Genomic DNA, 14,960 nt, shown 5'->3' with positions numbered 1-14,960 from the left:
CTGGTTACTGGCGCTGGCGGACGGCCTCGAACAGCGTGATGCCGGCCGCGACCGAGACGTTGAGGCTTTCGATGTCGCCGGGCATGGGGATTTTCACCAGCCCGTCGCAGTGCTCGCGGGTCAGGCGGCGCAGGCCGTCGGCTTCGCCGCCCAGCGCCAGCGCGACGTTGCCGCGCAGGTCAGTCGCGTAGAGCGATGCCGTGGCTTCACCGGCCAGGCCGTAGATCCACACGCCCAACTGCTGCAGGTCGCGCAGGCAGCGCGACAGGTTGGTGACCTGCACCACCGGGATGCGGTCGGCGGCACCGGCCGAGGTCTTGCGCACGGTGGCGTTGACGCCCACCGACTTGTCCTTGGGGATGATGACCGCGGTGACGCCGGCGGCGGCCGCGCTGCGCAGGCAGGCGCCCAGGTTGTGCGGATCCTGCACGCCGTCCAGCACCAGCAGCAACGCCTTGCCTTCGGCGGCTTCCACCAGTCCCTGCAGTTCGTTCTCGTCCCAGGTCCTGGCGGCGGCATAGCGCGCGGCCACGCCCTGGTGGCGCAGCGAGCCGGCCACGCCGTCCAGCGCCTGGCCGGTGACGCGGCGCACGTCGATGCCCTTGCGGCGCGCGTTCTCTTCGATCTCGGTCAGGCGCGCATTCTTGCTGCCGCCCTCGACCAGGATCTCGCGCACGTTGTCGGCATCGTTCTCGACGGCCGAGGCCACCGCGTTGACGCCGACGATCCACTGGTTCTGCTTGCTCATGCGCTCTACGGCCGCCCTGGAAAGGCCGGCATTATCGCACCGGGCGGCCGCTCAGCGCGGTGGCCACGCACCCGTGTCATGGTCGGGGTGCTGGAAGGACACCACGCCGGCCAGGAACGCCGCGGCCGCTTCGTCCTCCTCGGTGCGCCGCTGCGGCAATGCCGGCAGCCCATCCACGTATGGCAGCTTACCTTCCACGCCGTACTGCACCCACGGCGCCAGCCCGGCCGGATCGTCGAAGGCGCCGGCCGCCAGCGCCACGCCGTCCGGCGCCTCGTAGGTCAGCGGTGTGCCGCAGTCGGCGCAGAAGCCGCGCCGGACCACATTCGACGACTGGAACCGCTTCGGCTCGCCGCGCGTCCATTCGAGCGAGGCGCCGCGGGTGGACACCAGCGGCGCGTAGTACGCACCGAACGCCTTCTGGCACATGCGGCAATGGCAGATCGACGCGTCCTTGAGCTCGCCGGCGACGCGGAAGCGGACCGCGCCGCATTGGCAACCGCCGGTGTGGATCTGGCTAGGCATTGAGGTTCCGGACAAGGAAGAACATAGAAAATCCGATCGTCATCTCGTCGGCTCTAAACAGCCGAACGGCGGGTCAAGCCGGGTTCCATCTTGATCTTCCGCCGCTTGCGCGCGGTCTAGCACAAAGAAAAGCAAGATCAAGATGGGTCCCAGCGTGCGCTGGGACGACGGGTTTGCATCAATACTTCTTCTTCGTCCGCTTCGCCGGCTGGCCACGCGGCGGAGGCGGCGGCAGGCCGCTGTCCTTCGTCTTGTCCTCGACCAGGCGGAAGTCGATCTTGCGCTCTTCCAGGCTGGCCTTCAGCACGATGATGCGCACGCGGTCGCCGAGGCGGAACGACAATCCACGACGTTCACCGGACAAGGTCTTCCGTACCGGGTCGAAGTGGTAGTAATCGTGCGGCAGCTGGGTCACGTGCACCAGGCCGTTGACCTTGGACTGGTCCAGCTCCACGAACAGGCCGAAGCTGGTCACGCCGCTGATGACGCCATCGAACTCGCCGCCGACATGCTTCTCCATCCACGCGGCGCGGTAACGCTCATCGACTTCGCGCTCTGCCTCGTCGGCGCGGCGCTCGCGCTCGGAACACTGCAGCGCCAGCGCCGCCATGTCGCGCGGCGAATACTGGAAGGCGTCCGGCCGTTTCCCCGACAGGCCGTGCTTGATCGCACGGTGCACCAGCAGGTCGGGATAGCGCCGGATCGGCGAGGTGAAGTGGGCGTATGCCGCCAGCGCCAGGCCGAAGTGGCCGACGTTCTCCGGCGCGTACACCGCCAGGCTCTGGCTGCGCAGCAGCACCGATTCCAGCAACGCCGCATCGGGGCGCTCGCGCACCTTCTTCAGCAGATTGGTGAAATCCTTCGGCTGCACCTTGCCCCACGACGGCATCGACAGCTTGAACTCCTTGAGGAATTCCAGCAGGTCCGCGTACTTGGTTTCCGGCGGCTTGTCGTGGATGCGGTACGGCGCGGGGATGTGCGCGGCAAGCAGGTACTTCGCCGCCTCCACGTTGGCCGCGATCATGCATTCCTCGATCAGCTTGTGCGCGTCGTTGCGCACCAGCATGCCGGCCTGGGTGACCTCGCCACGGTTGTCCAGCACGAAGCGGACTTCCGAGCTTTCGAATTCGATCGCGCCCCGGGTCGCGCGCGCCTTCGATAGTACGTGGTACAGCTGGTACAGCCGCTCGACGTGCGGCAGCACCGCGGCGATCTCCGCGCGTGTTTCCTCGTCTTGTTCGCCGACCGCCTTCCACACCTGCGTGTAGGTCAGGCGTGCGTGCGAGTTCATCACCGCCTCGTAGAACGTCGAGCGGGTGACCTCACCGTCGCGGTTGACCTGCATGTCGCAGACGAAGGTCATGCGGTCGACCTTCGGGTTCAGCGAGCAGATGCCGTTGGACAGCGTCTCCGGCAGCATCGGCACCACGAAGCCGGGGAAGTACACCGAGGTCGCACGCTTCTGCGCCTCGTCGTCCAGTGGCGTGCCCGGGCGCACGTAGTGCGAGACGTCGGCGATGGCGACGACCAGGCGGAAGCCGTCGCGCGTCGGTTCGCAGTAGACGGCGTCGTCGAAATCCTTGGCGTCCTCGCCGTCGATGGTCACCAGCGGCGTGGACCGCAGGTCGACGCGGTCGCCGACCATCGCCGGCTCCACCACCAGCGGCACTGCGGTGGCTTCGTCCAGCACTTCTTGCGGAAATTCGTGCGGCAGGTTGTGTCCGTGGATCGCGGCCTCGACCACCAGCGACGGCGTCAGGCTGTCGCCGAGCACGGCGATGACCTTGCCGATGGGCGGACGGCGCGCATCGGGCGCCTGGGTCAGTTCGACCACGACGAGCTGGCCGTCGCGCGCGCCGCCGGTGGCGTCCTGCGGGATCTGCACGTTGCGCTGGATGCGCTTGTCGTCGGGCGCCACGTAGGCGATGCCGACTTCGAACCCGAAACGGCCGATCAGGCGGGTGACGCCGCGCTCGAGCACGCGCGCGATGCTGCCCTCGCGGCGGCCGCGGCGATCGATGCCGGTGACGTTGGCCAGCGCGCGGTCGCCGTGCATGACCTTGCGCATTTCATACGGCGGCAGGAACAGGTCGTCGCCACCGCCGGTGTCCGGCCGCAGGAAGCCGAAGCCGTCCGGGTTGGCGATCACCGTGCCGGCGATCAGGTCGGTCTGCTGCACCGGCGCGAAGCCGCCGCGGCGGTTCTGCACCAGCTGCCCGTCGCGGACCATCGCACCGAGGCGCTTGGACAAGGCGTCGAACCGATCGGATGCTTCCAGGCCGAGCGGGCCCGCGATCTCCTCCGCCGTCTGCGGGCCGTCGGCGGCCTCGAGGAAGCCGAGGATCGCCTCGCGACTGGCGATGGGCTGGTCGTAGCGCTCGGCTTCGCGCTGCGCGTGCGGATCGACGAAGCGTCCGGCCGCGCGTGGTGCATGGGCAGCAGCCGGACGCCGGGGCTGCGGCGCGCCTGCCGATGGTCGGGATGGTCCGCGCGCGGACACGTCGGGCATCCACGGCGGCAGGCTCTTTTTGGTGGGTTTGCCTTTCCCGGCCGGCTTGCCGGTGCTACGGGAGGCGGCTGCGCCGCCCGGCTTGCTTCCTTTCCCGGCGGACGTCTTGCCGCCGCTTTTCGTTGGTTTCTTGGTCATGGCGGGATGGTACACCTCGCCTGAACAACATCATGCGAACGAACCGTTGACATTCCCCCGCCCGATCCTCAAAATGCGCGCCTCGCTTACCTGCCCAGGTGGCGGAATTGGTAGACGCACTAGTTTCAGGTACTAGCGGGTAAAACCGTGGAGGTTCGAGTCCTCTCCTGGGCACCACGCATAACGAAGACCCTCGCGAAAGCGGGGGTTTTTCGTTTCCGGCGACCGCGGGACGCCCGCCGGATCACGCGCCCTCACACGGGTCCACGCTAGGCTCGCGGCACACGTACCACGTTCTATCGCCAGGGGGCGCGCATGGAGTTCCAGCAGATCCTGTTCCTCGCCATCCTGGCGATCACCCTGGTTCTGTTCGTGAGCGAGAAACTGCGCGTCGACCTGGTCGCCCTGTTGGCGCTGCTCGCGCTGACGCTGACCGGCATCCTCGGCCCCAAGGAAGCGATGTCCGGCTTCGCCAGCGAGCCGGCGATCATCGTCGCCGCCGTGTTCGTACTCTCCGCCGGCCTGTCGGCCACCGGCATCACCGAACGCATCGGCGCGGGCATCGGCCGCGCGGCCGGCGGCAGCGAGTGGCGCACCATCGCGGTGGTGATGCCCGCTACGGCGGCACTCGCGGCGTTCTCGCACCACGTGATGGTCACGGCAATGATGCTGCCCATCCTGATGCGCATCGCCCGCGAGCAGAAGCTGGCCGCCTCGCGCCTGCTGATGCCGATGTCGCTGGCCGCCTCGCTGGGCACCACGCTGACGCTCTTCAGTGCGCCCGCCTTCCTGTTGTCGAACGACCTGATCAAGCGTGCCGGCCTGCCGGCGCTGGACATCTTCGCCATCACGCCGATCGGCATCGCCCTGGTCGTGCTGGGCACGGTGTACATGCTGCTGGGGCGCTGGCTGGTACCCAAGCGCGAGGGCGAATCGCCGCAGGGCGACTACCTGAAGCTGGACCGCTACTACACCGAGCTGCTGGTGGAAGAGGACTCGCCGTGGATCGGCAAGCCGCGCGGCGACTTTGCGAAGACCTTCGAGGACCGCCTGCAGGTGGTGGACTGGCTGCGCCACGGCATGCGCCGCCGCAACCAGCGCCTGGACAGCACGCTGGCCGCGGGCGACGTGCTGCTGGTGCGCGCCTCGCCGGACGAGATCGCCTCCATCCGCGACGAGCCCGGGCTGGCGCTGCACGCCGTGGCCAAGTACGGCGAAAAGCGCGAGGAAGGCAAGAGCGAGGCGCTGGGCGAGGAACAGCTGGTGCAGGCCGTCGTCGCGCCGCATTCCGAGTTCATCGGCCGCAGCGTGGCCGACATCGACTTCCTGCGGAACCTCGGCGTGGTCGTCGTGGGCCTGTGGCGCCGCGAAGGCTGGCTGCACGGCGAACTGTCGGAGATGGTGCTGCAGGAAGGCGACCTGCTGGTGCTGTGGGGCCAGCAGCAGCACTTCGAGCCGCTGGCGGCGCATCACGGTTTCCTGATGCTGGTGCCGTTCGGCGGCCAGAAGAAGCCGCGCCGCCGCGCGCCGGTCGCACTGGCGATCATGGTCGCGGCCGTCGCCGCGGCGGCCACCGAGACGCTGGCGCCGCACATCGCGTTCCTCGCCGGTGCCGTGGCGATGGTGCTGACCCGCTGCGTCGACATCGAGCGCGCCTACCAGGAAATCGACGTGCGGATCTTCGTGATGATCGGCGGCGTGATCCCGCTCGGCATCGCGATGGAGAAGACCGGGACCGCCGCCCTGGTGGCCGACCTGCTGCTCAACCACGCCGCACACTGGTCGCCGCTGGTGCTGCTGCTGGTGATGTTCGGCACCGCCGCGCTGCTGACGCAGGTCCTGTCCGATGCCGCCACCACGGTGCTGCTGGCGCCGATCGCGCTGGCGCTGGCCGCGGGACTGGAGCTGAACCCGGTGCCGTTCGTGGTCTGCACGGCGATGGGCGCGGTGGCCTCGTTCCTGACCCCCATCGGCCACCACGGCAACCTGCTGATCCTCAATCCCGGCCGCTACACCTTCGGCGACTTCCTGCGCGTCGGCATCCCGCTGACGGCCGCCATCGCCCTCACCACGGCCTGGCTGGCGCGCTGGCTGTGGCTGGACGGTCCGCTGCTGCCGAGTATCGGCGGGTGAGACGGCGCGACGGGTAGAATGGCCGGGATTTCCGCTCCGCAGACCGCACGCCCGCAATGACCGAAACGATCCGCCCGACCTTCCACGGTTTCGAACAGATCCCGCTGCGCGAGTACGCCGAGCGCGCCTACCTCGACTACTCGATGTACGTGGTGCTGGACCGCGCCCTGCCCTTCATCGGCGACGGCCTGAAGCCGGTGCAGCGGCGCATCGTCTATTCGATGAGCGAGCTGGGCCTGAACGCCGGCGCCAAGCCGAAGAAGTCCGCCCGCACCGTCGGCGACGTCATCGGCAAGTACCACCCGCACGGCGACAGCGCCTGCTACGAAGCCCTGGTGCTGATGGCGCAGCCGTTCTCGTACCGCTATCCGCTGATCGAGGGCCAGGGCAACTTCGGTTCGCCGGACGACCCGAAGTCGTTCGCCGCGATGCGCTACACCGAGTCCAAGCTCACCCCCATCGCCGAAGTGCTGCTGGGCGAACTCGGCCAGGGCACGGTCGACTGGACGCCGAACTTCGACGGCACGCTGGAAGAGCCGACCTGGCTACCGGCACGCCTGCCGCACCTGCTGCTCAACGGCACCACCGGCATCGCGGTCGGCATGGCGACCGACGTGCCGCCGCACAACCTCAACGAGATCGTCAGCGCCTGCATCCGCCTGATCGACGATCCCGACGCGACGGTCGCCGACCTGTGCGAACACGTGCGCGGCCCGGACTATCCGACGAAGGCGGAGATCATCACCGCTGCCTCCGACCTGCGTGCGATGTACGAGAACGGCACCGGCAGCGTCCGCGCGCGTGCCGTGTGGCGCAAGGACAATGCCAACATCGTCATCGACGCCCTGCCCTACCAGGTGTCGCCGTCCAAGGTGATCGAGCAGATCGCGGCGCAGATGCGCGCCAAGAAGCTGCCCTGGCTGGAGGACATCCGCGACGAGTCCGACCACGCCAACCCGGTGCGCGTGGTGCTGATCCCGCGCTCCAACCGCGTCGACGCCGAACAGCTGATGGGCCATCTGTTCGCCACCACCGATCTGGAGAAGAGCTACCGGGTCAACCTCAACATCATCGGGTTGGACGGCAGGCCGCAGGTCAAGAACCTGAAGATGCTGCTGACGGAATGGCTGGCGTTCCGCAGCGACACCGTCACCCGCCGCCTCAAGCACCGGCTGGAGAAGGTCGAGCGTCGCCTGCACCTGTTGGAAGGCTTGCTGGTCGCGTTCCTCAACCTGGATGAAGTCATCCGCATCATCCGCACCGAGGACGAGCCGAAGGCCGCGCTGATCGCGCGCTTCGCATTGAGCGAAGAACAGGCCGACTACATCCTCGACACCCGCCTGAAGCAGCTGGCCCGCCTGGAGGAAATGAAGATCCGCGGCGAGCAGGACGAACTGCTCGCCGAGCGCGAGAAGATCGCCGGCATCCTGGACTCCAAGACCAAGCTGAAGAAGCTGATCAAGGACGAGCTGACCGCCGACGCCAAGAAGTTCGGCGATGCCCGGATGTCGCCGCTGGTGCAGCGCGACGCCGCACAGGCGCTGGACGAAACCGAACTGGTCGCCAGCGAGCCGATGACCGTGGTGCTGTCGGAGAAGGGCTGGATCCGTGCGGCGAAGGGCCACGACGTGGATGCGTCCACGCTGTCCTACCGCGATGGCGACGGCTTGCTCGGCGCCGTGCGCTCGCGCAGTACACAGCAGGTCGCGTTCCTCGATTCGGAAGGCCGCAGCTATTCCACCGCCGTGCACACGCTGCCGTCGGCGCGCGGCAACGGCGAACCCCTGACCGGCCGCTTCTCGCCGGCTGCGGGCGCCTCGTTCCAGGCGCTGGCCACCGGCGACAACGACCACCGCTTCGTGCTGGCGTCCTCGCACGGCTACGGCTTCGTCACCCGCTTCGAGAACCTCACCGGCCGCCAGAAGGCCGGCAAGGCGATGCTCAACCTGACCGTGGGCGCGACCGTGCTGCAGCCTGCGCAGGTGCCCAACACCGAGACCGACCGCATCGTTGCGGTCACCAGTGCCGGCCATCTGCTGGCGTTCCCGGTCAGCGAACTGCCGGAACTGGACAAGGGCAAAGGCAACAAGATCATCGAGATCCCGAAGGCCAAGCTGGGCACCGAGCGTGTGGTCGCGATCGCCGCGGTGTCGCCGGGCACGACGCTGCTGGTCAAGAGCGGCCAGCGCACGATGAGCCTGTCGTTCAAGGACCTGGACGAGTATGTCGGTGCGCGCGCGACGCGGGGCGGGTTGTTGCCCAGAGGTTGGCAGAAAGTCGATGGACTGGATGTCCAATAGTTCATCAGCCGGGCGCGCTGCGGCGCGTTCGTCATCGCCACGGCCTGCCTTCCAGGTGGCGCGGCAGAAGGTCGATGGACTGGACGTCCAGTAGTTCGCCATACGGGCGCGCTGCGGCGCACGCGTGACAGCATCGCGGTTGTAGGAGGGGCTTCAGCCCCGACGCTTTCCGCATTTGAAGCGGTCGGGGCTGAAGCCCCTCCTACAGCGGCCGGGTAAGTTCCCTTTCACGGATCTACCACGAGGACCACACGATGGACGCCGATTTCTGGTTGCAGAAGTGGCAGGAAGGACAGATCGGCTTCCATCGCCATGACGTGATGCCGCTACTGCAGAAGCACTGGCCGTCGCTGCAGCTGCCGGAAGGATCGCGCGTGCTGGTGCCGCTCTGCGGCAAGTCGCTGGACATGCACTGGCTGGCAGCGCAGGGCCACCGCGTGCTGGGTGTGGAACTGTCGCCGCTGGCGGTGAGGCAGTTCTTCGAAGAGGCCGGGCTGCAGCCCGAGCGGACCACCAGCCCTTACGGCGAGCACGTCAGCGCCGGTCCCATCGAAATCATCCTGGGCGACGCCTTCGGCCTGGATCCAGGGTTGCTGGCGGACATCACCGGCGTCTACGACCGCGCCGCGCTGATCGCCCTGCCGCCGGACCTGCGCCTGCGTTACCGCGATACGGTCTATGCCGCCCTGCCGGCGGGCTGCCAGGGGCTGCTGATCACGCTGGAGTATCCGCAGGAGGAAAAGGCCGGGCCGCCGTTCTCGGTGGCGCAGGCCGAAGTCGAAAGCCTGTTCGCTGCGCCGTGGCGGCACACGCTGCTGGAACGGCGCGACATCCTCGACCAGGAGCCGCGCTTCCGCGAGGAAGGCCTGAGCGCGCTGGAGACGGCGGTCTACCGTCTCCGTCGTGGCTGATCACTCGGCGGCGGGGTGGCCGTCGAGCTTGGAGGTCAAGTACAGCTCGATGCCGAGGCGCTTGATCAGGCCCAGTTGCTGTTCCAGCCAGTGCGCGTGGTCTTCCTCGGTGTCCTTCAGCTGGGTCAGCAGGATTTCGCGGCTGACGTAGTCGCCATGCTGCTCGCACAGCGCCACGCCCTTGGCCAGGTGAGCGCGTACCGCGTACTCCACTTCGAGGTCGCGCTGCAGCATTTCCTCGACCGTCTTGCCGGCCGTGAACGTCTCCGGACGCATGTCCGGGTCGCCTTCCAGGAACAGGATGCGGCGCAGCAGGGCGTCGGCATGCTCGGTCTCTTCCTGCATCTCGTGATCGATGCGGTGGGACAGGGCCATCAGCCCCTGGTCCTCGTAGCGGCGCGAATGGATGAAGTACTGGTCGCGCGCGGCCAGTTCGCCACGCAGCAGGAACTTGAGGTAGTCGACGACGTCGGGATGGCCTTTCATGGGGGCGGCTCCTGGGGCGAGGCGCGCATGATGCCCCATCCCTCCGGGCGATGACCGAATCGGAATCAGTCTCGTTGGGCGCTGCAGCGCGGCGACGACGGCCATGGCTTCCGTGGAATAATCCGGCCACTCCGCCACGCCCTCACCGCAAGGACTTCGCAATGCTGAAGTGGACCCGGCGCATCGCGCTGCTGCTGTTGGCCCTGGTTGTCGTGGCAGTGCTGCTGGCGTGGTGGTCGTTGCGGGGCAGCCTGCCCCGGCTGGACGGCGAGCAGGCGCTGCCCGGGTTGTCCGCACCCGTCACCCTGCAGCGCGACGCGCTGGGCGTGGTGACCATCGAGGCGGCCAGCGAGACCGATGCGGCACGGGCGCTCGGCTTTGTGCATGCGCAGGAGCGCTACTTCGAGATGGACCTGATGCGGCGCAGCTCCGCCGGCGAGCTGGCCGAACTGTTCGGGCCGATCGCGGTGGACATGGACAAGGCGCGCCGCACGCACCGCATCCGTGCGCGCGTGACGGCGGCCCTCGACGGATTCGGCGGCGAGCGCATGCCGCAGCTGCAGGCCTATGCCAACGGCGTCAACGATGGCCTGGGGGCATTGAAGTCGCGTCCCTGGCCGTACCTGTTGCTGCGGCAGTCGCCGCGGGCGTGGGAGGTCGCCGACTCGGCGCTGGCCGGTTATGCCATGTACTTCGACCTGCAGGACGCGGACAACGTGCGCGAGCTCGGACTGTGGAAGATCCGTCGCCAGCTGCCGCCCGCGCTCTACGCCCTGCTGACGCACGACGGCACCGAATGGGATGCGCCGCTGCAGGGCGAGCCGCGCGGCAACGCCACGTTGCCGACGGCGGACGAGGTCGACCTGCGCACGCTGCCGATGCCGAAGACCGGCACGCACCAGCGCCTCGCCGACAAGGGCACGCCGGGCAGCAACAACTGGGCCGTGGCCGGTGCGCTGACGGCCGACGGCCGTGCCATCGTCGCCGACGACATGCACCTGGGCCTGCGCGCGCCCAACATCTGGTTCCGCGTGCGCCTGCGCTACCCGGATCCGCGCGCGCCGGGCGGCAAGGTCGACGTCTCCGGCTTCAGCCTGCCTGGCCTGCCCGCGATCATCGTCGGCAGCAACGGCCACGTGGCCTGGGGCTTCACCAACAGCTACGCGGATACGGCGGACTGGTACCCGGTGAAGCCCTGCGGCAATGGCGACGTGCCCGACACCTGCGATGCGGTCGAACACCATGCCGAGACGATCCGCGTCGCGGGGGCCGACCCGGTGATGCTGGACGTGCAGGAAACGCGCTACGGACCGATCGTCCACTCGGCCAAGGGCACGCAACCCGCCCTCGCGCTGCGCTGGGTGGCGCACCAGCCCGGCGCACTCAACTTCGGCCTGGCGGATTTCGCGGGAGCGGGCGACCTTTCCGCCGCGCTGTCGGTGGCGCAGCGTACCGCCACCCCGGCGCAGAACCTGGTGATCGCCGACCACAACGGCCGCATCGCCTGGCGCATCCTCGGCCCGCTACCCTCGCGCGCGGCCTCGTGCCCGCATACGCTGGAACTCGCACCGGCCGCGCCCGCGGACGACGTGGCGCCCCAGCTGCCCGGAAGTTGCCGGCCCTGGGTCATTTCCAGCCAGCTGTCGCCGGTGCTGACGTCACAGACCAGCCACCGCGTGTGGACGGCGAACGCGCGCGTGCTGGATGGCGCCGCGCTCGCGCGCGTCGGTGATGGCGGCTATGCCCTGGGCGCGCGCGCGAAACAGATCCGCGACGGCCTGCAGGCGAAGGAGCGCTTCACCGAGCAGGATCTGCTGGCGATCCAGCTCGACGATCGTGCCCTGTTCCTCGAACGCTGGTGGACGTTGCTGCAGGACGAAGCGAAACGGCAGCCGGCGAACGCATCGATCAAGGCCTTAGCCAACGCCGGCAAGACCTGGGAAGGCGTGGCCAGCGTCGACTCGGTGAGCTACCGGCTGGTACGCGCATGGCGCCTCGCTGTGCATGCGCGCATCGCCGACGGCCTGACCGCGCCCGCGCAGGCCGCGCTCGGCGACGATTTCGTCATGCCCGACCTGCCGCAACTGGAAGGCGCGGTGTGGCCGCTGCTGGAGCAGCGCCCGGCGCACCTGCTGTCGCGCCGCTACACGAGCTGGGGTGCCTTGCTGGAAGACGCCGCAAAAGAAGTGCGCGACGACCTGGCCGGCCAGGGACCGCTGGCCGAGCGTCGCTGGGGCGAACGCAACACCGCGAAGATCTGCCATCCGCTGGCCACCGCCCTGCCCGCCTTCCTCAAGCCGAAGCTGTGCATGCCGGGCGAGCCGCTCGCCGGCGACGGCGCCATGCCGCGCGTGCAGGGCCCGGCGTTCGGCGCGTCGGAGCGCATGGTGGTGTCACCGGGCCACGAAGACGACGGGATCATCCACATGCCGGGCGGCCAGAGCGGCCACCCGATGTCGCCGTTCTGGGGCGCGGGTCACGACGACTGGGTCCATGGCCGACCGACGCCGTTCCTGCCCGGCGCCGCGACGCACACGCTGACGCTGCGACCGACCAACGCTCAGGCGAGGTAATGCGATGGCACCGGCAGCCCCTGCTGCCGGAAGAAGCTGAGCTGGTCGAAGTAGCCGCGCTGGAACACGATGCGCCCCTCGCGCACGTGGAAGAAACCGCAGCCGCGAAGGCCGAGCGGATCGCGCCATTCGAGGATGGCCCATTCGCCGTCCTCGAACAGGTTGTCCACGATGCACACCATCGTGGCGCGGCCGAATTCGGTGCGGAACATCGCCGCGATCGCTTCGCGCCCGTGCAGCGGCTCGGTCACCACCTGGTGGTTGGTCGCGTCCTCCGCATACAGCGCCGCCAGCCCGTCGATGTCCGCCGCATTGAAACGGCGGACCCATTCGCGGACCACGTCGGACGGTTTCATGTCGACGACGCCTGCAAGGCAGACGCATGCACGCCGGCGACGGCGCGACCGGAGGGATCGGCCATCTTCGCGAAGCTGGCATCCCAGGCAAGGGCGGCCGGCGACGAGCACGCGATGGATTTGCCGCCCGGCACCGTCTCGGCGCAGGCCTGGCCCGGATAGTGCTGCTCGAACAGCGTGCGGTAGAAGTAGGCTTCCTTGGTCTGCGGCGGATTGACCGGGAAGCGCTTGTCAGCCGCCGCCAGTTCGCGATCGCTGACCTGCGCTTCCGCGTGCGCCTTCAATCCGTCGATCCAGCCGTAGCCGACGCCGTCGCTGAACTGCTCCTTCTGCCGCCACAGGATCGACTCCGGCAGGTAGCCGTCGAACGCTTCGCGCAGCACGCCCTTCTCCATCCGCTGCGCACCGGCGCTGCCCCTGTCGATCATCTTGTGCAGGGCGTCCATCTTCATCGCCACGTCCAGGAACTCGACATCGAGGAAGGGCACGCGCGGCTCCACGCCCCAGGCCATCATCGACTTGTTGGCGCGCAGGCAATCGTAGTTGTGCAGCGCATCCAGCTTGCGCACCAGCTCCTCGTGGAACTCGCGCGCGTTGGGCGCCTTGTGGAAATACAGGTAACCGCCGAAGATCTCGTCGCTGCCCTCGCCCGACAGCACCATCTTCACGCCCATCGCCTTGATGCGGCGTGCCAGCAGGTACATCGGCGTGGACGCGCGGATAGTGGTGACGTCGTAGGTCTCGATATGGCGGATTACTTCCGGGATCGCATCCAGGCCTTCCTGGAAGGTGTAGGTGAAGCCGTGGTGCACCGTCCCCAGCGCCTTCGCCGCGACCTCGGCGGCCGCCAGGTCGGGGGAGCCTTCCAGGCCGATGGCGAACGAATGCAGGCGCGGCCACCAGGCTTCGGTCGTGTCGTTGTCCTCGATGCGGTGGCGCGCGTAACGCGCCGCGACCGCCGCTACCAGCGACGAATCCAGCCCACCCGACAGCAGCACGCCGTAAGGCACGTCGGTCATCAGCTGGCGGTGCACGGCGCGTTCGAACGCCTCGCGCAATTCGCCCTTCGCCAGTTCCACGCCTTCCACCGCTGGGTAGTCGCGCCACGCGGTGTGGTAGTACTTCACCAGTTCGCGCGTGGCGGAATCGTAGTAGTGGCCGGGCGGGAACTGCGCGACGTCCGCACAGATCGGGGCCAGTGCCTTCATCTCCGACGCTACGCACAGGCGACCTTCGCGATCATGGCCCCAGTACAGCGGGCAGACGCCGATGGGATCGCGCGCGATCAGCACAGTTTCTTTCGCCTTGTCCCACAGGGCGAAGGCGAAGATGCCGTTGAGCCGGTTGAGGAAGGACGCCGGCGTGTCTTCCCGGTACAGCGCATTGATGACCTCACAGTCCGAGCCGGTCTGGAAGGCGTAGTCCTGCGCCAGTTCCGCCTTCAGCTCGCGGTGGTTGTAGATCTCGCCGTTGACCGCCAGCACCAGCTCGCCGTCGGCCGACCGCAGCGGCTGCGAGCCGCCGGCCGGATCGACGATGGCCAGGCGCTCGTGCACGAGGATGGCGCCGTCGTCGTGGTACACGCCGCTCCAGTCGGGACCGCGATGGCGCTGCTTCTGCGAAAGCTCCAGCGACTGCCGTCGCAGCGCCTGGACGTCGTCACCGGGCTGCAGCCCGAAGATGCCGAAGATGGAACACATGGAAACACTCCTGGTGGGGTTCGATGGCGGGCGCCCGGAACGAAAAAACCCGCATCTCGCGATGCGGGTTTCTGGTATCCGGCAGGTCTTTCGTTGCCTAGTCGCAGAGCCGCATCGCCCGCGTCCCGTTGTTCGGACGCAGGTTATTGCGGTTGTTGTCGGTGGCGATGCGGCGGGGCATGGGGCGACCGTAACCGCTTAGACCGGCGCTTGGCAAGCTCCGTAAAAGTTGCGTCTGCAACCACCCGCTTTCCTGTAGGAGCGCCCTCGGGCGCGATGCTTTTCAGGAACGGGCGTGAAAGGCATCGCGCCCGAGGGCGCTCCTACAAAGCAGCGCGGACCGGCAGCATCAGCCGCTCAAGCAGCTTCTGATACAGGCCAGGCAGCGCCTCGAGATCCGTCACGCGGATATTTTCGTCGACCTTGTGGATGCTGGCGTTGACCGGTCCAACCTCGATGCATTCCGCACCCAGCGGTGCGATGAAGCGCGCATCGGACGTACCGCCGGCCGTGCTCTCCTCCGCCGGCGCACCGGCGAATTCACCGAGCACCGCGCGTGCGGTGGCGCGCAGATGGCCTTC

General features: G+C 68.2%; 11 protein-coding genes and 1 tRNA gene. 5 read left to right on the top strand and 7 right to left on the bottom strand.

The window, feature by feature from the left end:
• Positions 1–4: 4 nt before the first annotated feature.
• From rlmB to rnr, 3 genes are all read right to left on the bottom strand, one after another.
• Positions 5–748: a 23S rRNA (guanosine(2251)-2'-O)-methyltransferase RlmB gene (rlmB, locus tag AC04MD_RS19270; RefSeq protein ID WP_475498826.1), complete on the bottom strand. Its 744-nt coding sequence runs from the start codon at positions 746–748 to the stop codon at positions 5–7.
• A gap of 51 nt (positions 749–799) precedes the next feature.
• A complete protein-coding gene (locus AC04MD_RS19265) occupies positions 800–1,273 on the bottom strand; it encodes a GFA family protein (protein WP_475498825.1) in 474 nt (157 codons plus the stop codon).
• Between the two features lie 178 nt (positions 1,274–1,451).
• A complete protein-coding gene (rnr, locus tag AC04MD_RS19260; protein ID WP_475498824.1) occupies positions 1,452–3,920 on the bottom strand; it encodes a ribonuclease R in 2,469 nt (822 codons plus the stop codon).
• 92 nt (positions 3,921–4,012) lie between these two features.
• Here rnr and AC04MD_RS19255 point away from each other — a divergent pair.
• The 4 genes from AC04MD_RS19255 (at position 4,013) to AC04MD_RS19240 (ending at position 9,264) form a co-directional block, all read left to right on the top strand.
• A tRNA-Leu gene (locus AC04MD_RS19255) sits at positions 4,013–4,097 on the top strand.
• A gap of 138 nt (positions 4,098–4,235) precedes the next feature.
• Positions 4,236–6,053: an SLC13 family permease gene (locus AC04MD_RS19250; RefSeq protein ID WP_475498823.1), complete on the top strand. Its 1,818-nt coding sequence runs from the start codon at positions 4,236–4,238 to the stop codon at positions 6,051–6,053.
• A gap of 56 nt (positions 6,054–6,109) precedes the next feature.
• Complete coding sequence (parC, locus tag AC04MD_RS19245; RefSeq protein ID WP_475498822.1) at positions 6,110–8,353, top strand: DNA topoisomerase IV subunit A; 2,244 nt, start codon at positions 6,110–6,112, stop codon at positions 8,351–8,353.
• Between the two features lie 254 nt (positions 8,354–8,607).
• Complete coding sequence (locus tag AC04MD_RS19240; protein WP_475498821.1) at positions 8,608–9,264, top strand: thiopurine S-methyltransferase; 657 nt, start codon at positions 8,608–8,610, stop codon at positions 9,262–9,264.
• Here the strand turns inward: AC04MD_RS19240 and bfr are convergent, their stop codons facing one another.
• Positions 9,265–9,750 carry a bacterioferritin gene (gene bfr / locus AC04MD_RS19235; RefSeq protein WP_475498820.1) on the bottom strand — a complete coding sequence of 162 codons (486 nt, stop codon included), beginning with the start codon at positions 9,748–9,750 and terminating at the stop codon, positions 9,265–9,267. It lies immediately after the preceding gene.
• 161 nt (positions 9,751–9,911) lie between these two features.
• On the opposite strand from bfr, the gene AC04MD_RS19230 reads away from it, so the two are divergent.
• Complete coding sequence (locus tag AC04MD_RS19230) at positions 9,912–12,323, top strand: penicillin acylase family protein (protein ID WP_475498819.1); 2,412 nt, start codon at positions 9,912–9,914, stop codon at positions 12,321–12,323.
• Here AC04MD_RS19230 and AC04MD_RS19225 read toward each other — a convergent pair.
• The 3 genes from AC04MD_RS19225 to AC04MD_RS19215 form a co-directional block, all read right to left on the bottom strand.
• A complete protein-coding gene (locus AC04MD_RS19225) occupies positions 12,311–12,679 on the bottom strand; it encodes a nuclear transport factor 2 family protein (protein WP_475498818.1) in 369 nt (122 codons plus the stop codon). The two genes, AC04MD_RS19230 and AC04MD_RS19225, sit on opposite strands and share 13 nt — an antisense overlap.
• Positions 12,676–14,379, bottom strand: coding sequence for an asparagine synthase B (gene asnB, locus AC04MD_RS19220; RefSeq protein WP_475498817.1), 1,704 nt, complete (start codon positions 14,377–14,379; stop codon positions 12,676–12,678). Before asnB ends, AC04MD_RS19225 begins: the two co-directional genes overlap by 4 nt.
• Before the next feature lie 323 nt (positions 14,380–14,702).
• A partial coding sequence (locus tag AC04MD_RS19215) for a M20/M25/M40 family metallo-hydrolase (RefSeq protein WP_475498816.1) occupies positions 14,703–14,960 on the bottom strand: 258 nt, incomplete at its 5' end.

The sequence above is a fragment of the Pseudoxanthomonas sp. LjRoot206 genome (genome assembly GCF_056175725.1).
Note: the sequence above shows the minus strand (reverse complement) of the source record. Positions and strands in the feature narration are given on the sequence as shown.